Genomic DNA, 21,791 nt, shown 5'->3' on the forward strand with positions numbered 1-21,791 from the left:
GGAAAGAACGCCAGCCAGTTTGCAATTTCAGTTTTCATTTTGGCTTTTTGGCTTTTAAGCTTTTTGGCTTTTGTGATCAAGACTCATCCCCCGCGCCACGTCGCACAGCTTATTCATGGAGACCTGAACGGGTCGGAGCCGCCGCGCTTCGAACCCGACTTCATGCGCAAAATGTACCGGGAAGTGCTCTCCATGGGGCTGCCGTCCATGACCGGCTTTCTGGTCGCGTCGCTCTATGAACTGATCAACATGTTCTGGCTGGGGAAGATCGGCCCCGCGCCTGTCGCCGCCGTCACCATGACCGCCACCTTCATCTGGCTGCTGACCTCGCCCAACATGATCGTCGGCCCCGGCAGCATGGCCGTCATCGCGCGCCGCTTCGGAGAAGGGGATCTCACACGCACCGAACTGTCCATCAAGAACACCTTCCTGCTGAAATTCGCCGTCGGTCTGCTGATGGGACTCATCGGCATCGTGATTCTCCCCTGGGCGCTGAAATTCATGGGAGCCGAGCCCGATGTGCTCGCGCTGGGTGTCCGCTATGGCACCATGCAGCTTGCCATTCAAGGCTTTGCGCTCACCGGCTATTCGGTGTACACCGCGCTGCGCAGCATTGGATTGCCCCGCGCCGCGCTGATTATTCAGGCGATGGGCGCGCTCATCAACTGCATCCTCGATCCGCTGCTCATCTTCGGCTGGGGACCCTTTCCGCAGTTAGGCATTCTCGGCGCGGCCATTGCCACCTCGTGTGCTCATGTCGCCGTCGTCACCGCCGGCTGCATTGTTCTGGACCGCGCATCGTCTCCGGTTCGCGTCCGCTGGCTGAAGAAACCGTATGCGCATTTCGATGAGATGTGGCAGATGCTGAAGATCGGCTTCCCCGCCGGCATCAATGCCGCCAGTTTCGCGCTCGCCATGTCCTTTGCCGTCAAATTCGTCGCCCACTATGGCACCGGAGTCGTCGCTCTCTACGGCATGGGCAACAAGGTCCTGCAATTCGGTATCATGGTCTGCGTGGGTCTGGGGCTGGGCACGGGCGCGCTCATCGGCCAGTTCCTCGGCAGCCGGGAACTCCACAAAGCCTGGCTGGCCGGAGTGCTCTCCATCCGCCTCGCGCTCTGGATTATGCTGACCTATATGGCCGTCATTCTTGCCGCCGCACCGTTGATTGTCCGCCTGTTCTTCTCCGATCCGGCGATGGTCGAATCCGGTGCAATCATTTTGCGCATCATGGCTCTCAGTCTGCCTTTCATCGGCATCCACATCGGCTCGGAGACCGTCTTCGAAGGCGCGGGCCAGAACACGCCGCCCATGATTCTCTCTCTCGTCCATTCCTGGGCGATGGTCATCCCCTTCATGTGGCTGGCGGGCAGAGTCTTCGATCTTGGCCCCAATGCCGTCGTCGGCGGCTGGGGACTCGCTCACTTTTTCGGCGGTCTGGCCGCTCTCTGGCTCTTCCGCCGCGGCAGTTGGCTCAAACACGAAGTATAAAAAAAGCCAGCGGCCCACTCCAAGGGCCGCTGGCTTCTGTCAACGCACAAACTGTCTGCCATGTTCTTGTACCCTAACCCCACCGCTCCCGTTCCCGAAATTCCCGGGAATTTCGCAAAAATTGCATATCCTATTGATATTTAAACTATTGGCAATAGGTCAACAATAGCAAAACAGGGCAAAATCATAACGGCAAAGAGGATCGACGGGTCAGCAAGTGCGTCTTAAATGTCGGCTTGCGCATTCCCGATTTTTCCCGTAGATTGCCCTGAAACAGCGCGGGGATGTCTTCCTTTCAGCGTTTCACTATTTCAGCATTTCAGCATTTTCTTCCATGCCTGCACTTCGCACCGAAAACTTTTCTAAATCCTACTACCTTCGAGCTACCGAAGTCCCTGTGCTCCACGAGATCAATCTCTCCATCGAGCCGGGAGAACAGATTGCTCTCATCGGCCCGTCCGGAGTGGGGAAGAGCACTCTGCTGCATTGCCTCGGCGCATTGGATCGTCCTACGTCCGGTGAAATCTATGTCAACGGTCAGGCGCTCACCAAACTCTCGTCCGATGATCTGGCCACGCTGCGCAATCAGCAGGTAGGATTTGTTTTTCAGTTCCATCACCTGCTGCCCGAGTTCACCGCGCTGGAAAATGTGCTGATGCCCGCCCGTCTGGCAGGGAGTGGCGAGAGTTCCGCGTCCATTGTCCGCGCCAAAAAATTGCTCGATGACGTCGGCCTGTCTCATCGTCTGGGCCACCGTCCGGGAGAACTCTCCGGCGGCGAGTGCCAGCGCGTAGCGGTAGCCCGGGCCATGATGAATCACCCCAGTATTCTCATGGCTGATGAGCCCACCGGCAATCTGGATGGGGAAGCCGCCGCCAGCTTGCAGAAAATCCTCGAAGCTCTGGCCCGCGAAGAAGGCACTACTTTAGTTGTCGCCACTCACAATCCCGATTTCGCCGCCGCCATGGACCGCATCTTACGGCTCCATGAAGGCCGACTCGAACCCGCTCTATAGGGGCCGACAGACGAACGCTCCACCTAAATGAGAAACGGCCCGCGATCACTCGCGGGCCGTTTCCTAATCGGAAAGCCGTCTGCTTACTTCGCCGCCGTGAAGGCATAACCCAGCACAAGCTGGATGCCGTTCGTCTTGTCGGTAACATTGCTGGCACTGCCAGTGTACATGTTGGCAAGGCCGAGATTGTAGCGCAGATCCACGCTGCCAATGCCCTTACCCATCGGCTTGGACACGCCAACGCCGAAGTTCAGACCGAAGTTGGTGCTGGCATAATCCGCAATGTCACGGCTCTGGCCGTTGGACTCGGACTTGTGCGACATGACAAAACCGATTTCAGGGCCAACCTCAACAAACGGAGTGAAGTTCGTCGCCGTGAAATTGTAAACGAAGAACGGCGCAACAACCACTTCGTCCAATTTCATTGTCGCATCGCCACCGGTATAGGTCACTTTGCTGCCCTTCATGGCATAAGCCAACTCTGCGCGGATGCTCATCTTCGGATTCGGAAGTGCGAAGTCCGCCATGCCGCCGATCATGAGGCCCGGCCGAATACCGTAAGACGCGCCAGGAGCCTTCGGGTCCATCGACACGTTCGCCAGATTCAAACCTAACTTCGCGCCAAAGGTCGGCATAGCCGATGCGGTGCCGGCAAATGCCACTGCAAGAATCAATGCTACAAAAAGTACCCGCTTCATGGAAATTCCTTTTCAGTTGTGAAGCCAATAAAAAAACAGGATATGGCACTCTGCAGCGCCATATGTAAGCGGCACAAAGATACACATTGCTTGCCTTAACCGCAAGACCTGTGCCTTAGGTGTCGCGGAATGGCTGCGTCTGAAAATTCTGGATTAAAACAGGCCTGCGCAAATCCACTCTATACCCGGGAGGCGTGCTGCTCTCCACCGCAACTATTGCAGTGAAATCAGCTTCCGGGTCTCCATTGCTTTCGAATTCTCTGCCGCTATAACATTGAACGGTTTCGGGAAAACAGTCAATTTTCCATTCGCGGGCGGTGGCAGGCACTGACGCTCACTACGTTCCCGCCAAAAGAAAAACGCCCCATCGCTGAGGCGTTTTTCCGGTCCGGGGATTCTCTCCTAATCCCGGTCTAAGTGCATATTGATTCCCAGGTCGCGCGCCTTCTTCCATAGTGTGGTGCGGTCAATCTTCAGCAGCCGCGCGGCGCGCAGCACATGACCATTGGCCGCCGAGAGCGCGCTCTCGATGAACATCTTTTCGAAGGTCCGCAGCGCGGGCTTCAGCGGCCCCGGAGTCAGCATCTCGCCGCTGTCCGTCTTCGGCTGGGCAAACGGCGTGGGAAAACTCACCGGGCCGGAGACCGGCATCCAGCCGGGCAGCTCACTCTGCGTCGGCACCACACGCGTAAGAAATGCGAGGGACTCCTTTCCGATCACCGTGCCCGTTGTGGCCAGAATCGCTCGTTCAATGGCATTCTCCAGCTCACGCACGTTGCCCGGCCAGTTGTGGCCGATCAAAATCGCCATGGCTTCGTCCGTAATCGTATAGCTGCCTTTGTTCAGCCGCGCCCCGATCTTGTCCAGGAAATGCGCGCAGAGCAGCGGAATGTCTTCTCGCCGGTCCCGCAGAGCCGTAATCAAAATCGGCACCACATTCAGCCGGTAGTACAGGTCCAGCCGGAAGCGGCCTTCCTGAATCAACTGTTCGAGGTCGCGATTGGTGGCCGTGATTACGCGAATATGCACCGGAATCCGCTTGTTGCCGCCGAGTTTTTCGATTTCCCGGTCCTGCAGAACATTCAGCAGTTTGACCTGAGTCGAGAAGGACAGATCGCCGATTTCATCGAGGAAGATCGTGCCGCCGTTGGCCAATTCGAACTTGCCGATCCGCGCCTGCTTGGCGTCGGTGAAGGCGCCCCGCTCATGGCCGAAGAGTTCACTTTCGAGCAGTGTTTCGGGCAGCGCCGCGCAGTTGACCTTCACGAACGGCTTGCCCGCGCGCGGCCCTTCAAAATGCAGCGCCCGCGCCACAAGTTCCTTTCCTGTTCCGGTCTCGCCGCGGATCAGCACCGTCGAATCCACTTCGCATACTTCGCGGATCACATCGAACACGCGATGCATCGCTGCGCTGCGCCCGACCAGTCCGCCCAATTTATGATCACCGCCGAGGCGGCGTTTCAGTTTCTCCACTTCATTGGCCAGCCGCAGATTGGACAGGGCCGATTCGAGCGCCGCCGCCAGCAGGCGCGGGTCGCGCGGTTCGGTCACATATTGCGTGGCGCCCCGGCGCATCGCGGTTGCGATTTCATCGCTCTTGCTTTCCTTCGAATAGACCACCACCGGCAGATGATGAAACCGTTCGCGGATCTGGTCCAGAAAGTCCAGTCCCGCCACCTGTTCCATTTCCATGTCGCAAAGCACAAGGTCGACGGCTTCGCGGTCCATGGTTTCTAAAGCCTGCATCGGGTTGGACTCCGTCAACACCCGGTACGGACACTCCGCGCGGACCTCTGCGGACAGCGCTTCGAGGTTGGCATGTTTTTCATCAATGATCAGCAAGGTGGGTTCAGGCATATGCAACGCTCTCCGGTTTGGGATGTCTGGGGGCGGCCCTGCGGCTCGCGATCCGTGTCCGACCGCAAACGCACAGAGTTGAGGCTCGTCGATTTCTTCTAACATACTATCGGCAGATGGTGGCAAAACCTTAAGCATTTGTTGGAAATCATAAACCGCACCCCACACGCCCCCCCGCCTCCCAACTGCTCGTTACAACATATTGTTATTGCAGAATTAGGAAAATCCGCCTCGAACCATACGTAAAATGTAAAGTTTGACTTTAACTGTTGCAAAGGGTATATTTAAGAGATTTACTGGGGACGTACGCTATCCCTGATCCTCTCCAAATGACCCGTCCCACCGTCTCATGCCGCCTATTCTCGCTGTCCGCTGCGCGAGGGCAGCATAAAAGGTGCAAACCGTTGCGGGCTTTCCTCTTTCGCTTCTCGAATTTTCGGCATCTCGGCTTCTAAAGATGCATTCCATTCATACGATCACTTTAACTTCTACCAGACATGAATCTTTATCATGGCGTGTGGGTGGCTCTCGTCACCCCGTTTAAGGACGGCAAGCTCGATGAACCCGCTCTGCAGAACCTGGTCAACTATCTTGTGGACTGCGGCGTACAGGGCTTTGTCCCGCTGGGGACTACCGGAGAATCTCCCACCGTCTCTTCTTCCGAGCGGCGGCGGATCATTTCGCTCTGTGTCGAAGCGGCAGGAGATGTGTCGGTGTCTCCCGGTTGCGGCAGCAACAGCACCGAGCACACCATTGAACTGATCAAAGATGCCGCGCTGCTCGGAGCCGCCGGTGCGATGGTCGTGACTCCTTACTACAACAAGCCCACGCAGGACGGACTCTACGCCCATTTCAAAGCCGTTGCCGACAGCACCGATTTGCCGATCATGATTTATAACATCCAGTCGCGCACCGGTGTCAACATGCTGCCCGAGACGATTGCGCGTCTGGCCGATCATCCCAACATCGACGGCGTGAAAGAAGCTTCCGGCAATCTCGAACAGATTTCCGATCTTTGCGCACGCGTAGAAGGCCGCATCAATGTGCTCTCCGGAGATGATGCCCTGACGCTGCCCACGCTGTCCGTCGGTGGCGAGGGGGTGGTGTCCGTGGTAGCCAATCTGTTTCCCGAGCCGCTGGTGGAAATGGTGGACGTCTACTGGAAAGACAATCCGATGCGCGCGCTGGAACTGCACCGCCGCATTGCGCCGCTGACCAAGGCGCTGTTTCTGGAGACCAATCCTGCACCCATCAAGTGTGCGCTGTGGATGGAAGGCAAGATTCAGAATGAGTTGCGGCTGCCGCTGGTGCCGGTGAAAGCCGAGACCCGGGAGAAGATTGCCACTGCCGTGCGCGCGTATCGCCAGGGAGTCACCGCACATGTCTGAGCCCGCGGGCATTGCCCTGTTCGGCGCGGCGGGTAAAATGGGCCGCGAGATTTTGCGGCAGGCATGGCGTCACGACGAACTGCGCATCGCCTACGCCTATGACACCAAGCACGCGGGAGAAGTGGTGGAGAGCACCACGGTGCTGGCCCTGCCGCCCGCGCTGCCCGAAGACGTGCGGCTGGTGATGGATTTTTCCGCCGCGGCCGCCGTGCAGGATCACCTTGATCTGGCCCTGAATCAGCGCGCGGCCTATCTGACCGGAGTTACCGGACTTCCGCAGGACGTGCTGAATGAACTGCGGGCTGCGGCCAATGAAATTGCCGTGCTGCATTCGCCCAACATGGCGGCGGGCATGCATGTGATGTTCAAAATTGCCGCGCTCACCGCGAAGGCTCTGCCCAACTATGAGCGGCATATTCTGGAAATCCATCACACCGAAAAAAAAGATGCTCCCTCGGGAACCGCTTTGGGACTGGCCCATGCGGTGCGCGACGCCGTGGAGGAGACCACTCCCATCACCTCGCTGCGGATGGGCGACGTGACCGGCGAGCACCGCATCACCTTCGGCGGCCCCGGCGAACGGATTGAGATCATCCATCGCGCCGATTCCCGCGCCGTCTTCGCCGTCGGCGCCCTCCGCGCCGCCAGTTGGCTGCTCCACAAATCCCCCGGCTTTTACGGCATGGGGGATGTGCTGGAATTGTAGGCAAGGATGAAGGCGGAAGGATGAAGGATGAACGCGGATTGCAGGGGCAGCCTGCGTCGCCCGTCTTTCGCCCGGCCAATAGTGACCGGATCGGATCGCCCGTAGTGGCGCAGCTTGCCGCGCGGCTCCCAACGCCGAATCAGGAAGCATATCTCGAAGGAATTGCCTTGGAAAACGCGGCAGCATTGGCGGCAGTGGCACCAGAAGTGCGTGAGCAAACTCGAATGCGTGTCTGTAACTGTGGTAGGCCAGTCTACACTAATCCCGCCTTTCCCTTCACGGACAAGTGCATCTTCCATGCTGAGGAAAAAGATCCACAAGAGTTTCGCGACGCTATGGCGCAGCAAATTCGGCACTGGAGGAGAAGAAAGTCCGAGACATGGAACTTCGCAGGCTGGATATTCACCGATGTGGAACGCGAGAGCCGTAGCGAGACGCCTGTAACTAACATGTTTCGACATGCGGTGTTCCCTGTTAAGGTCGACTTTTCCGAAGCGGTCTTTGCAAAAGACGTTGATTTCCATCGGGCTGCTTTTGTTGACGCGGCTTGGTTCAATAAGGCGAGATTCCTCCGTTGCGTGGTGTTTACTGGTGCCGCATTCGCTCGCGGTGCGGGTTTCGATGACGCAAGTTTCTCGAGTTCCGCCAGATTCCGCACCGTGACTTTCCAGTATGAAGTGAGCTTTGGCGGGGGCCAGTTTTCGACTTGGGCAGATTTCGGATCTGTCGAATTCCCGGAAGATACCAGCTTCGCGGCGGTTGAATTTAGCGAGGAGGCCGACTTTGCACGCTCAACTTTTCGCGGCTTAGCCGAATTTCGAGGTTCACGTTTTTCGAAAGAGGCGAGATTCCGCGACGCAGAGTTCTTGGGGAAGGCAGAGTTCATTGCCGCGAAATTTCTTGACAATGCAGACTTCAGCAATTCTTCTTTTGCAGCAATTGCAAATTTCAGTGTGGCTGAGTTTGGCAACAAGGTCGATTTCAGCGAGGCGGCTTTCGATTCGACAGCAGAGTTCCTCAATTCAATCTTCAGACAGAAGGTAACGTTTGAGTTCGCGCAGTTTGGTGGGCGTGCTTATTTCCGTAATGCCATTTTCGAACAAAACACGAACTTTGGTCACTGTCTTTTTGAAAGAGGGGTATCCCTCGACGACGCTGAATTCCACAGCGGAGTGCAAATGGATGGTGCATGTTTCTGTGGATACTCCTCTTGGTCGCCTGCTCGTCTTTGCGGCCTTGCTGACTTCAGCGGGTGCATGATAGCGGGAAGGATGATCGCGCGTTGGTCAAGCCCGGAGAATCAGTATGATCTGGACGGGCAACGTCTTTCGAGTGATGCTGTCTTGATCAGAGGGCCATTGTTTGTAACAACTTCTGCCTGTCTTAACTTAGGTGCCAATTTATTGATGGATTCAGGTCAGCTCACAATAGAGCGGGTCACGCCTCGATTCGAGGAAAACGATTATCTGTATCTACACAAATACTTGAGTTTGGACGCGTACCGCAAGCACATCGATCACTTGCGCTCCCACAACACAATGGAGCATATCCTCCTCGAAGGCACGGACTGCACCAAAATCCGCTTCTACGATTGCGAATGGCCGAGGTTGAGAGATGGACGGCGAGTGGTAGGAGATGAACGGCGCTTATGCCGGAGGGATCGGACGCGGCGGGCAGTGATTGCACACGCAGCCCGCGTTCTTTGGCGGAGGAAACAGAGTCTTGCGCGCAGAATGCGCCGGGATGCTCCCTATCACCTCATCGCCTTGACCTATCAGCAACTGGCCAAGCGGCATAGGGAGGAATTGGATCATCCACACGCCAACGATTTCGAGCGCGGGATTTTCGAAATGCGCCGCCGCGCGGGGAAGCAGGAAGGCGGGCGCAAGGGATGGGCGGATTGGGCGCTGTTCACGCTTTACAAGTGGATTTCCAATTACAGCGGCAGCCTCGTACGGCCCGTGTTCTGGCTTCTGGGCTCGCTGGCAGTTTTCGCGTGGGCTTACTGGGGCACAAGTTATAAAACCGGGGTCACGCCGTTCTTCTGGAATGCGTTCAAGTTGAGCGCCGAGTTTGCTTACCTGAATCGTTCGGCCTTTGACTTTGCCTTGAACAATAATTTTGCGGTGGATCTGCTTATCGCGGCACAGATCATCACTACGGCCACCCTCGTCACCCTGTTCGTCTTTTCCATCCGCCGCCGCTTCAAGCACGAGTAATATAAGTTTCTTCTCGTTTTTGGCCTCTGTGCGCGCTTCGGCCCGAACTTTGTTACTATATTACATGGCGGTTTTGGTCAAAATGCTTAAAGTGTTGTTTTACAGTAATCATCACAGATGCCGAGCGGCAAAATGCATCCTGCTGATGCAAATCATGCAGCGTCCTGACCGATATTGCACTCATCTCTGCACGAATTCTTGACACATTAGTCTGGTATGAATACACCACAGTAGGAGTGATGGGACTCCAGACCAACCGATGAAAGTACGATAGGTGAGTATGTCCGATACCCTGATTAAAGTTGCCTCTGCCCAAGTCGCGCCGGTGTTTTTGGATCTGGCCGCTTCGGTGGACAAGGCCTGTGGCCTGATTGCCGATGCCGCGCAAAATGGCGCGAAGCTGATTGTTTTCCCGGAGGCCTTTCTTCCGGCCTATCCCTGCTGGGTGTGGAAAGTGCCCTCGGGCGACAAGGCCACATTGGATGCACTCTACACCGAACTGCTGGAGAATTCCGTCTCCATTCCCAGCCCCGCCGTGGACAAGCTCTGCCGCGCGGCCAAACTGGCCAAGATCACCGTGGCGATGGGGATCAACGAGCGCAACGACGACGCCAGCCGGGCGAGCATTTTCAACACGCTGCTTTACATCGGCGAGAATGGCGAGATTCTGGGCCGTCATCGCAAGTTGGTCCCCACTGCGGGTGAACGCCTTGTATGGACGGGCGGCGACGGCAGCACGCTGGGCACGCATGATCTTCCTTTCGGCAGAGTCGGCGGCCTGATCTGCTGGGAAAACTATATGCCGCTCGCTCGCTATGCGATGTTTGCCGGAGGCACACAGATTTATGTCGCGCCCACCTGGGATCGCGGCGAGCCGTGGCTGTCTACCATCCGCCACATTGCCAAAGAAGGCGGCGTGTTTGTGATTTCCGCCTGTATTCCTCTGCGCGTGGCCGACATTCCCGACCGCTATGGGTTCAAGCAGCTTTATGCGGGCGGTGACGAGTGGATCAACGCCGGGGACAGCGCCATCGTCAATCCCGAAGGCAAGATTATCGCCGGGCCGGTGAACCGCGCCGAAGAGATCGTCTATGCCGAACTGGATATGCGCCAGTCCATGGGGCCGCGCTGGAAATTAGACATTGCCGGCCACTATGCCCGGCCCGATGTGTTTACCTTCATCGTCAACCGTGACCCGCAACACATCATGGAATGAAGGATGAAGGATGAAGGATGAAGGATGAAGGATGAAGGATGAAGGATGAAGGAAAGGCCTTTCCCTGCCTGCCTTCATTTCAAATTTTGGCTTTTGGATTTTGTTCTTTCTCTGTCTGCTCCAACTGCTTGTGACATGCTAACCATGGGAGAAGGACTCGTGAAATCTACTCTACTTCTTTTGGCCGTACTGATGGCGGCGCTCTGTGCGCATGCCGATCCCCGGCAATGGGATCATGCCGGATTGCCCATCCGTCAGGGCACCTATCTCGAATGGCAGCGCTGCACCGCGCGCGATGCCGCCGGTTACACACTGGTCGTCTGGACCGATACTCGCAGCGGCAACCGCGAGGTCTATGCGCGGCTCATCAGTCCCACCGGGACCGCGCTCTGGACGGCGGATGGCCTGAATGTGACCCAGTCGCCCGGTTATCAGCAGGATCCCGTGGCCTGCGCCGTCAACGGCGGCTGGATCATTGCCTGGATCGATTTCCAGAGCTATTGCCAGTATGTTACCGCTGAAGAGGAACCTTCCGCGTGCGGCAACGTCTGGGCGCAAAAGCTGAGTTACAGTGGCGCAGGGATGTGGGGAGCGGGCGGTTTACCGGTGGATACCACATCCGGCACCACGGTTCAGCAATCCCTTCAGATTGCGCCGGATGGCAGCGGCGGCGCGATTATCGCATGGCTGGATGATCGCGCCAGCCGTAGTGAGATTTACGCGCAACGTGTCCTTGCTGCCGGGCAGACGGCCTGGACAGCGCCTTCGGTCCTTACCCCTCAGACCTACGGCATGTGGGGCTGCACGGCGGCGAGCGACGGCAACGGCAATATGCTGCTGTCGTGGTCATCCTACAATGAGCAGTATAATCAGGACATTTACGCCGCCAAAATTACGGTGGATGGCCAGCTCCCCTGGGGTGGACAACATGGTATCACGGTACGCGGGGCTCCGGGGACGCAGGTAAATTCGAGCATTTGCGCTGACGGTCAAGGGGGCGGTTACATCGCCTGGGCCAATGACAACAATAGTTATTCTTACAATCTGTTCATGCAGCGGCTGGATGCGGCAGGTGCCCTGCAGTGGAGTGATAGCGGCATCGTGCTTTGCGACGCCGCTCACACTCAGCGGCAGGTCCACCTTGCGGCCAGCTTTGACGGCAGCGTGGAGGATGGTTGCCTCGCGGTATGGGAGGATACGCGCATCAATGGCGAAGACTCGGAAATCTATGGCCAGAAAATCTCCGCAGCCGGCACCGCGCTCTGGGCGCGCAATGGCATCTTGATCTCCGGAGATGCCGGCCTGGATTCCCTTCATCCCTCCTGGAATTCCCGGCGAAACCCAGCGTTAGCGTCCGATCTGTCGGGCGGCCTGATCTGTGTCTGGGAAGATGGTCGCGATACGGGAAACCCGGATTGGCCCTACGATCTGTATGCTGTGCGAGTGCTGGACACGGGTGAGCTTATCTGGAACGGCGATCTCGGCAATCTCGTGGCCAACGGCCCCGGCATGCAGGACCTGCCGGCGATCACGGTGAACGGCACCAGCGTGCTGACCTTATATAACGATTCCCGCAGCGGCTCGGGAAGCCTGCGCCTGCAGCGTCTGGCGCTTGCCGACGGCGCCCGCCTGCTGCCCGACAGCGGTGTCGTGCTGTTCACGTCGCTTGACGGCCAATGCCGGCAGCCGCAAGCGGTTGCCATGACGTCCGGACGCACCGCGATGGTGTGGGCGGACGGACGGAACTGGGGATACTACGGCACGCTGCACTATCAGATTATCACCAATGGCGGCCAATTCGAAAAACCTCTCAATGGGACGTCGCTGGTGCCGGACTACGGCGGCTCTGCCTATTGCTCTCAACAGGATGTCCGCCTCTGCACGGACAATTTCGGCGGCTTTTTTGCAGCTTATGAGGATAGCCGCACCGGAATGTACCGTGTCCGCCTGTCGCACGTAAATTCTGCCGGAGACATCACCGGCAATCCGGCCGGAGACGAAGTCTGGCCCAATGCACAATCGGCAGACCAAGTGTTTCCGTACTGTACTCCCGATGGCCTTGGTGGCTGCTTTGTGGCCTGGTCAAATTACAATCAGTCATATCTGATTGATGTGTACGTGATGCGCCTCGACGCCGCTTGTCATCCGATCTGGCAGCAGCCCGTCCGCCTTACAAACACCGATGATGATGATTACGTGCACGGCCTTGTGTCCAATCCGGACGGCAGTTGCACAGTCGTCTGGACCTCCGGTACATACAACGATTTTAATGTGTCCGCGGCTAAGATCAACGGCAACGGACATGTGGCGTACAATCTCACGGCCTGCAATGCTCCTCTCGATCAGGAGGACCCGGCGGTTGTTGCCGACGGTCTGGGCGGAGCCTATCTCGCCTGGGTGGACAAGCGCCATTGCCTACAGTCCGAACTCCGCTACGCCATTTACGCCCAGCATCTGAATTCGCAGGGGATGGAGATCTGGACCCACAACGGCATCGCCGCCGCCATGGATTCGGCGTATTTCGCCCACCCTCGCCTCGCACTGGGTGGTGACGGAAACCTGCTGGCCATGTGGGAGGACTGGGCAGGGAATGAACTCGGTGAAAATTTATACGGACAGAAGATCATGCCATCGGGCGCGCTGCTCTGGCCCGATAGCGGCAAGGGAATCTGCCTCGCCGCCGGAGACCAAAGCGGTCTATCTTTGCTGCCCGACAATGGCACGGGTTTCTTTGTCGCGTGGTCGGATCGTGGTGAGGCCAACAATTGGAATTATGCGCAAGTCAATGCGACGCATCTGTCTGCGGATGGCGATCCGGTGGGAGACTCCTACTGGGTACCGGGTCACGGCGGTCCTCTGACCGCTCCAACAGGTCAGTTGCAGCAAGATATCAGCCTTGCTTCCGATGGAACGGGCGGTGCCATCGCCGTCTGGACGGACTACCGCTGTACCGGAGTCTACCAGCAGCAGGATATCTGGGCCCAGCACATCGTGGATGCCTTGCAAGCGGATAAGCCGTCTTCGGTGCTGCCTTCGGTCTATGCTCTGTCGCAGAACTATCCGAATCCCTTTAACCCGACGACGCGCATTTCCTTTGCGCTGCCCAAAGCGGGGATGACTACTTTGAAGGTCTACGACCTTCTGGGCCGCGAAGTGAGCACTCTGCTGAGCAAATCCCTTCCCGCCGGAGAGCACAGCGTCTCCTTTGAGGGCCACCGTCTGGCCAGTGGCCTCTACTTCTACCGCATCGAATCCGGCAGCTTCAGCGCCACCAAAAAAATGGTGCTGCTGAAGTAGCAGGGATGAAGGATGAAGGAATACCTCGTCTTGCCGAGCCGGGTTGAGCCGAACGGGACAGCCACCTGCCCCAGAAACACAACCCGGCCGAAACTTCTATTTTGGCTTTTTGGTTTTTGAGCCTTTTGGCTTTTAGATTCTTTTACTGCATAGCTTCTTTTCCTTTGCTTCTGCTCGAGCTGCTTAGATTTCATCAAACGCTTGGAGGAAGACTCATGAAAGGTACCGTACTTGGTGTGGTCCTGCTGGCTATAATGATGTGCGCCCATGCCGATCCCCGGCAGTGGAACGCCGCAGGAATTCCGATTCGTCAGGGAAACCGCATCGAATGGTCGCGCACCACCGCACAGGATGCCGCCGGCAACACGCTGATGGTCTGGTCGGACACTCGCAGCGGCGACCGGGACATCTACGCGCAACTCTTTAGCCCCGAAGGCGTCGCGCTCTGGACGGCGGGCGGTGTCAATGTCTGCAATCGGGCTCCGCGTCATCAAAGCAGCCCGGCTGCCTGCGCGGTCGCCGACGGCTGGATCGTGGCGTGGATTGATGCCCGCACCGACAGCTTTGGCGATGTCTGGGCTCAAAAGCTGAACAACGCGGGCGCGCGGGTCTGGACAGGGAACAACGGCACCGGAATGCCGGTGGATGCCAATCCCTCGATGGTGAATGAACTCTCCGTGCGCATCGTGCCGGATGGCACAGGCGGTGCGCTTATTGCATGGGAAGATACCCGCCACGGCGATACGGGTGACATCTACGCCCAACGCATCAACGCCGGCGGTGAAGTCCCGTGGAACAGCGCTCTGGCGGTCACGAATGTCAGCGGCGCTCAGAACCAACTTGTGGCTGCCGCTGACGGCAATGGCAACATGCTGCTTGCGTGGCATGACGAGCGTCATCCGGAGAATCATGACATTTATGCCGCCAAGGTGACTCCCGACAGCGAGCTTCCCTGGGGTGGCCAGAACGGCATGGCCGTGTGTACCGCGTCCAACAATCAGATCATCCCCACCATTTGTTTCGACGGTGCGAGCGGTTGCTATCTCGCTTGGACCGACTATCGCAGCACCAGCAATGATCTGTATGTTCAGAGCATCAGCGGTGCCGGTGTCATCCAGTGGGTCGCCAATGGTGTTGTCCTCTGCAACGCCGTGTATGATCAAGAAAGTGTGCGCCTGGCTCTGAGCACCAATGCCGGAACCCCGGACGGCTGCATTGCGGTCTGGGAGGACCAGCGGGTCAACGGCGAGTGCAGGGAAGTCTATGCCCAAAAGGTCTCGCCGCAGGGCGGCATGCTCTGGCAGGCCAACGGCATGCTCGTTTGTGGCAATGCCGGACAGGATTCTTTGGGCGCTTCCGGCGATACCCGCGAAGATGTACGGCTGATTTCCGATCGATCCGGGGGATTAGTTTGCGCCTGGGAAGATACGCGCAATGTAGACAATGATTGGTCGAACAGCGACATTTACGCGTCGCGGGTGCTCTCCGGCGGAACCTTCGGTTGGGGCTCCGGCTGCGGAGTGCTGATTGCCGATGGAGCGCAGCGTCAGGAAAGTGCGGCACTCGCCTTCGCCGGTGATGGTGTCATCGTCATGTTCGATGACTGGAGCGCGGGATCGCAGACGCTGAAAGTGCAGAAAGCCAGTCTGTCCGACGGCAGCCCATTGTTGACGCCGACGGGAGTAACCGCGCTTGCCGGATTGGATGGCGATGCGGATGAACAGTGCGCGCTCGAACTCTCTCCGGGTCGCACCGCCGTCGTCTGGGTGGATGCACGCGCCGCATCCAGCGGCTACCAGCTCTTCTACCAGATTCTGAACGGGGACGGCGAATGCGAGCAGGATGTGAATGGGATTCCTCTGATCACCGATAATAGCGGTGGATCGCTGATTCGTCAGGAGAATCCCAACCTTTGCGCGGATGGCAATGGCGGTTTCTTTGTGGTCTTCGAGGATTTGCGTTCGGCTGTCAAGCAGATCCGCCTGTCCCACGTGAATGTGGAAGGCGAGGTGGACAACAGTCCCGCCGGATCCATTGTCTACTATGACGCCACGGCCTTCTCCGATCAGATTCGACCTTACTGTGCATCGGATGGCAATGGCGGATGCTACGTCGCCTGGTCCAACTATGACCGCTCGTTCTATCTTGACGCTTATGTGATGCGTATGAACGCCGACGGCAGCCCCGCCTGGCAACAGCCGGTGCGTCTGACCAACAGCCAGGATGACGATATGGTGTACGGGTTGGTCTCCGGCCCCAACGGCTGCTGCACCGTAGTCTGGCAATCCGGCGCCTACCAGGGCTTTGACATCAGCGCCGCCAGCGTGTGCCGGGATGGATTGGTGGCCTTCAACGGTACGGTCTGCAATGCCGCCAACGAACAATCAACGCCCGCGATCATCGCGGATGGCCAAGGCGGGGCTTATTTCGCGTGGGAAGACAAACGTAATGCGTCGCCGCAAAACGGATATGGAAGAGACATCTACGCCCAGCACCTTGGCTCTTCGGGCGAAGAACTCTGGAACCACAACGGTGTTCTGGTCTCAGGCGACACTCTCAGCCAGTACAAACCCGCGCTGGCTCTGAGCGGCGATGGCAGCCTGTTCGTGGTCTGGCAAGACTTCCGGAACAATAATCATCTGGACCTTTACGGCCAGAAGCTCTCGCCCGCCGGCGCTCTCCTCTGGCCGGAGCATGGCATGGTGATTTGCGCTGCAGCGGGAGATCAGTCGGGTCAAGCGCTGCTGCGGGATAGCGGCAACGGGTTGTTCGTCGTTTGGCAGGACAATCGATCCTACTGGCCACAGGCTTATGCCACACATCTCGATGCGGATGGCGCTCCCACGGGAGACGCCTATTGGGTTGCCGGTAGCGGCGGCGCACTCACCGAGCCGGTCCCGCAGTGGCAATGGCATCCGGCCGCGGTCTCCGATGGCGCGGGTGGCTTGGTGGCGGTGTGGACGGACCAGCGCTCCTCGGGAATCGAGCCGTGGCGCGACCTGTACGCCCAGCATATCGCCGACGCCAATGCGGCCAAAGATCGCCCGGACGGTATGCCCGCGGCTTACGCGCTGGCGCAGAACTTTCCCAATCCCTTCAACCCGGTGACGCAGATCTCCTTTGACCTGCCCCACGCGGGACAGACCACGCTCAAGGTGTACGATCTGCTGGGCCGCGAAGTCGCCACCCTGCTAAGCCGCTCGCTGACTGCGGGCAATCATCAGGTGAATTTTAACGGCGGCTCCCTTGCGTCAGGGCTGTACTTCTATCGCATCGAATCCGGTTCTTTCAGCGCCACCAAGAAAATGGTGCTACTGAAGTAGCACCACCGTTTCCTCTGTCATTGTTTTGACTTCGCCGCGGGGAGCGTCTCCCGCTCCCCGCGGCAACCGCACTGCCTCTCTTGCTCTCCTCCTCCTGCACGTGTCCCCGAAGCAGTCTGTTTCCGCAAGACGTTCTCCCACCGCCCGGGCGGTGGCGAATCTCCCAACTTCATCGTATCGATCATGAACACATTCAAGCGGTCGCTCCTCGCGCTTGCGCTCGTGCTGGTCTCCGTCTCATTTGCCCAGACGCCCGCGACTCCCAACGTCGAAGGCATGTGGCTCGGAACCCTTAGCGCGGGCAGCGCCAATTTACGCATCGTAATCAAGATCTCACGCAAAGCCGACAACTCCCTTTCCGCCGTGCTGGACAGCCCCGATCAGGGAGCTAAGGGCATTCCCGCCGATGAGGTAATGCTCACCGGTGACAGCTTGCACGTCGGCGTCAAAATGATTCTGGGTGGCTTTGACGGCAAGGTGCAGGATTCCACCATCACCGGGCATTGGAGCCAGCGCGGACAATCATTCCCGCTGTCGCTGACCCGTGTTCAGGTGGAGCCCGAACTGGCCCGCCCGCAGATGCCGAAGAAGCCGTATCCCTATCTTGAAGAAGACGTCAGCTTCGTCAACGCCAAGGGCGGCGACACTCTGGCGGGAACCTTCACCCATCCTGAAGGCAGCGGGCCGTTCACTACGGCGTTGCTGATTTCCGGCTCAGGTCCGCAGGATCGCGACGAGAGCATTGCCGGGCACAAGCCGTTTCTGGTCATTGCCGATTATCTGACGCGGCAGGGCATCGCTGTTTTGCGCGTGGATGACCGCGGCGTGGGAAAATCCACCGGCAAGTTCGCGCAGGCCACCACCGAAGATTTTGCCACGGATGCCGAAGCCGCCATCGCCTATCTGAAGACCCGCCCCGATGTCAACGGCAAGCGTATTGGCCTGATCGGACATAGCGAAGGTGCGCTGGTGGCGGACATGCTGGGTGCGCGTTCCAAAAGTGTCGCGTTCATCGTCACCATTGCCGGGCCGGGGGTCACCGGGGAAGAGATCATCTTCCAGCAGGGAGACCTGATTTCCAAGGTGCAGGGAATGAACGGCGAGGAGATTGCGCGCAATCGCACCATGCGCCAGCAGATGTTCGACATTGTCCGCACCGAAAAGGACAGCAGTGCCGCTGCGACCCGGTTGCGCGGGCTGATGCATGCCGCCGCCGCACCTTCCGATTCCATTTCCGGCGCCATGATGGACATGCAGATCCGGCAACTGCTCTCGCCGTGGATGCGTTCGTTTTTGGCCTACGATCCGCGTCCTGACCTGAAGAAGATCACGTGCCCCCTGCTTGCCATCTTCGGCGAGAAAGACCTGCAAGTGCCGCCGCAGCCCAGCTCGTCCGAAGTTGCCAAGGCCCTCGAAAAGGGCAAGAGCCACTCCTATGAGATCAAGATTCTGCCCGGCCTTAACCATCTAATGCAGACCGCCGAGAGCGGTTCGCCGTCCGACTATGCCCGGATCGAAGAGACCTTTTCGCCCGAGGCCCTGAAGATCATCGGTGACTGGATCGGAAAACTGAAGTAGATTATTCCAGCGAAGAAAGAGACAAGATGCGGACGTTTTTCCGAAACAGTGTGATGATTGCGGCCTGCCTGATGGTGGCGGCGGCTATGGCTCAACCCACTTTGCCCCAGCATCCCAAGCGCGGCGATGCCGCGGCCAATTCCGAGATCATGCTGATCTATGCGGATTCCCTGCTGAAGGCGAATCCCAACGATATGACCGCGTGGAATATTCGTGTGTCCGGGCTGATGTTGCTGGGCCGCGATGCCGAGGCCCGGGCCGCGCTGCAAGAGGGGTTGAGAATCGACTCTTCCGATGCGGGACTGCAAAGGCTTCGCCAGCAGATTCAGGAACAGTCACAGCATACCAACACGGTTCCCGACGCCAAGCCTCCCGAAACCAAAAACCAGTTGACGGTGGAGGGCACCTCTGCTTTTGCCATCGGCGACATGCAGGAGGCGCTGACCGCGCTCGATCAGGCGCTTGAAACCCGGCCCAAGGACGCCGGGCTGTGGCGGGCCAAGGGGGAGACGCTGCAGGAGATGGCGCGTCATGCCGAAGCGTTGACCGCCCTCGAGCAGGCGTTCGCGCTCGATTCCACACTGCCCGATCTGCACTACGATTTTGCCTGCGTGAATGCCGCGCTGGGCGACACCGCTCGCGCCTTGCGGGAACTGGAGAAGGCGCTGCGCGAAGATCCGCCGATTAAGGATCTGATCAAGGACAAAGACTGTTTTCAGTCACTGCGCAGCAATCCCCGTTTCAAGAAGCTTGTCAAATGAGCGCCGCGCTTTCCGAGATGGAACTGGCGCGCTGCGATCAAGAAGAGCGAAGGATGAAGGCGGAAGGATGAAGGATGAAGTTACGAGGCAAAACCGGAATGAGCCATGAAGGTATTTGTGATTGCAATGGCGGTGTTGCTGCTGGCGGGGTTGTCCTTCGCTCAATCGTCGGATGATCCGGACGTGCAGCATCTCGATTCGCTGAGTTCGGGACTGGACTCGCTGACGCTGCCCGACAATCCCGTGCTGCTGCATCTGGTGGATTCGCTCTCCGCCGCCGAGCCGCAGGATTACGGTTCGGTCATGCAGGTGGGCCGCAGTGATTTGAATGCGGGCCGCATCGAGGAGGCCCTTGCGGAGTTCGACAAGGCCGTGCAGATGATGCCGCAGGAAGCCAAAGGCTGGAGCGAGAAGGGGAAATCGCTGACGATGCTGAACCGCCCGCAGGAGGCTCTGCCCGCGCTGAACAGGGCCATCGAACTCGACCCGCGCCTGGCCGAAGCGCGTTTCACCCGCGCCGGCGCCCACAGCCTGATGAACCGCCCCGAAGCCGCGCTGCAGGATTTAGAGTCCGCCCTCGCCGCCGACCCGACGCTGAAGGATCTCGCCCGCACCAGCACGTTTTTCCGGTCGCTTTATGACAACCCGGAATTCAAACGATTGGTGAAATGAGAAACCAACCACTTAATCGGTCCAGCATGCCCTATTGGCCTCTCCAATTATGGAAATCGCACCCATGAGTAAGAACTCTATTACAAGTCTGCGGCTACGGAATTTCACGACCTTCGCGGATCTGTCCATGGACTTTTCCGAAGGCATAAATGTCTTCATTGGCGAGAATGGCTCCGGGAAAACCCATATTTTGAAGACGCTCTATGCGGCGAGCGATATCACGCGGACAGAATCAGGCAGGAACCCATCGTCATTCCCGGACACACTCGTTAAGGTGTTCGCTCCGCTCGACGACCGTTTGGGAAGACTTGTGCGGCGACGGAGAGGTGTGGACCAGGCGCAAGTAGACGTAGGCCGCGCCGATGCCAAGCTGAACCTGTCATTCACCACGCGTGAGGCGGACACGCCAAGGCTCCGAGGTATGGGTGACTGGAATTCCAAGAAAATGGACTGCGTACTGATTCCGGTTCAGGAAATGCTCAGCCATTCGCCAGGGTTTATGTCCCTATACGATGATCACCGCATTAGTTTCGACGGGACCTACCGGGACATTATCCAGCGAGCTCTGATTCCGCTACGGAGAGGCGCCGCTGATCTTTCCCGGCAGGCGCTGCTGGACAAGATTCGAAAAGCCATGGGTGGGACCGTGCAGACGAAAGGCGAGCAGTTCTTCCTTAAGGATCGACATGGCGTCATAGAGTACAGTCTTGTTGCTGAGGGTCTGCGCAAATTGGGGCTCATCTGGGTGCTGATTCAGAACGGAACCCTGCAAAGGAACTCGGTCCTGTTTTGGGACGAGCCAGAAGCTAATCTCAATCCGAAGCTTGTGAGTGCGGTCGTAGACATCGTTCTGGTGCTGCAGCGGCAAGGTACTCAGGTATTTGTAGCCACACATGATTACAGCGTGCTCAAGTGGTTTCATGTTCTAAAGAAGGACATAGACCAGATTAGGTATGTGTCTCTGAAGCAAACTTCCGAGGGGGTCACTGCGAGTTCTACCGAGGATTACTATCTGATCAATCCCAACCCTATTGCTGAATCGTTTGATCGCCTGTACGAGGCGTCGGTCGCAAGTGAGTTAGAGAGGCAGCCGTGACTCATCGTGAGAGCAATATTGAGTTCGATTTCGGGAGTGCACACGTTCAGCAAATTCAGAATGATGAGTTGGGCCACGGCCTGAAGAACGTGGACTTCATCATTCGAGAAGCAGACAGGACCATTTTGCTGGAAGTGAAAGGCACCGGAGGAAAAGCCGCTGATTTTCTTTCGAATGCGAAGATTCTGGAGTTTGTAGAGAAAGCAAGAGACACCTACACTTATTTGCACTTGACTCAGGATCTCGCTCAGCCGTTGACCTTCGTCGCGTTGGTCGATTTTACAGGCGGAGCGAGGCTGGAAAGCCCATTTATGAATCGCCGGCATGATTCCCTGAATGCTAATCTGAGGCAGGAAAAGGGCAACAGGTGGAAGATTCAATACATTCAGCATTCTCTTCTTATGTCCTTGGACGGATTTGTGATTCACTTTCCCGATTACACTGCGAAAAGACAAGCCGTTGGCGTGTAAAGCA

15 protein-coding genes are annotated in these 21,791 nt (G+C 57.9%); 13 read left to right on the plus strand and 2 right to left on the minus strand.

Annotation, left to right across the window (positions count from 1 at the left end):
• Positions 1-39: 39 nt before the first annotated feature.
• Positions 40-1,491 (plus strand): MATE family efflux transporter, encoded by a 1,452-nt coding sequence (locus tag VGL38_06850; GenBank protein HEY3295138.1) that lies wholly within the window; start codon positions 40-42, stop codon positions 1,489-1,491.
• A gap of 334 nt (positions 1,492-1,825) precedes the next feature.
• Positions 1,826-2,506 carry an ABC transporter ATP-binding protein gene (locus tag VGL38_06855; GenBank protein HEY3295139.1) on the plus strand — a complete coding sequence of 227 codons (681 nt, stop codon included), beginning with the start codon at positions 1,826-1,828 and terminating at the stop codon, positions 2,504-2,506.
• A gap of 83 nt (positions 2,507-2,589) precedes the next feature.
• Here the strand turns inward: VGL38_06855 and VGL38_06860 are convergent, their stop codons facing one another.
• A complete protein-coding gene (locus tag VGL38_06860; protein ID HEY3295140.1) occupies positions 2,590-3,204 on the minus strand; it encodes a porin family protein in 615 nt (204 codons plus the stop codon).
• A gap of 402 nt (positions 3,205-3,606) precedes the next feature.
• On the minus strand, positions 3,607-5,061 hold the full coding sequence (locus VGL38_06865; GenBank protein ID HEY3295141.1) for a sigma-54 dependent transcriptional regulator: 1,455 nt from the start codon (positions 5,059-5,061) through the stop codon (positions 3,607-3,609).
• Between the two features lie 497 nt (positions 5,062-5,558).
• On the opposite strand from VGL38_06865, the gene dapA reads away from it, so the two are divergent.
• The 11 genes from dapA (at position 5,559) to VGL38_06920 (ending at position 21,787) form a co-directional block, all read left to right on the plus strand.
• Positions 5,559-6,449, plus strand: coding sequence for a 4-hydroxy-tetrahydrodipicolinate synthase (gene dapA / locus VGL38_06870; protein ID HEY3295142.1), 891 nt, complete (start codon positions 5,559-5,561; stop codon positions 6,447-6,449).
• Positions 6,442-7,155, plus strand: coding sequence for a dihydrodipicolinate reductase C-terminal domain-containing protein (locus VGL38_06875; GenBank protein HEY3295143.1), 714 nt, complete (start codon positions 6,442-6,444; stop codon positions 7,153-7,155). Before dapA ends, VGL38_06875 begins: the two co-directional genes overlap by 8 nt.
• A 20-nt stretch (positions 7,156-7,175) precedes the next feature.
• Positions 7,176-9,374: a pentapeptide repeat-containing protein gene (locus VGL38_06880; GenBank protein HEY3295144.1), complete on the plus strand. Its 2,199-nt coding sequence runs from the start codon at positions 7,176-7,178 to the stop codon at positions 9,372-9,374.
• 280 nt (positions 9,375-9,654) lie between these two features.
• A complete protein-coding gene (locus VGL38_06885; GenBank protein ID HEY3295145.1) occupies positions 9,655-10,590 on the plus strand; it encodes a carbon-nitrogen hydrolase family protein in 936 nt (311 codons plus the stop codon).
• Between the two features lie 159 nt (positions 10,591-10,749).
• Entirely contained in the window at positions 10,750-13,887 is a 3,138-nt protein-coding gene (locus tag VGL38_06890) for a T9SS type A sorting domain-containing protein (GenBank protein HEY3295146.1), read from the plus strand.
• Between the two features lie 215 nt (positions 13,888-14,102).
• On the plus strand, positions 14,103-17,210 hold the full coding sequence (locus tag VGL38_06895; GenBank protein HEY3295147.1) for a T9SS type A sorting domain-containing protein: 3,108 nt from the start codon (positions 14,103-14,105) through the stop codon (positions 17,208-17,210).
• Positions 17,211-17,393: 183 nt separating this feature from the next.
• Complete coding sequence (locus VGL38_06900) at positions 17,394-18,788, plus strand: alpha/beta hydrolase (protein HEY3295148.1); 1,395 nt, start codon at positions 17,394-17,396, stop codon at positions 18,786-18,788.
• A gap of 26 nt (positions 18,789-18,814) precedes the next feature.
• Positions 18,815-19,549 (plus strand): tetratricopeptide repeat protein, encoded by a 735-nt coding sequence (locus tag VGL38_06905; protein ID HEY3295149.1) that lies wholly within the window; start codon positions 18,815-18,817, stop codon positions 19,547-19,549.
• A 105-nt stretch (positions 19,550-19,654) separates the two neighbouring features.
• Positions 19,655-20,221, plus strand: a complete 567-nt coding sequence (locus VGL38_06910; protein ID HEY3295150.1) for a tetratricopeptide repeat protein — start codon at positions 19,655-19,657, stop codon at positions 20,219-20,221.
• A 64-nt stretch (positions 20,222-20,285) separates the two neighbouring features.
• Positions 20,286-21,317, plus strand: coding sequence for an AAA family ATPase (locus tag VGL38_06915; protein HEY3295151.1), 1,032 nt, complete (start codon positions 20,286-20,288; stop codon positions 21,315-21,317).
• A complete protein-coding gene (locus tag VGL38_06920; GenBank protein HEY3295152.1) occupies positions 21,314-21,787 on the plus strand; it encodes a hypothetical protein in 474 nt (157 codons plus the stop codon). Before VGL38_06915 ends, VGL38_06920 begins: the two co-directional genes overlap by 4 nt.
• Positions 21,788-21,791 lie beyond the last annotated feature (4 nt).

This window comes from bacterium, assembly GCA_036504735.1.
GTDB lineage: Bacteria > Electryoneota > RPQS01 > RPQS01 > RPQS01 > DASXUQ01.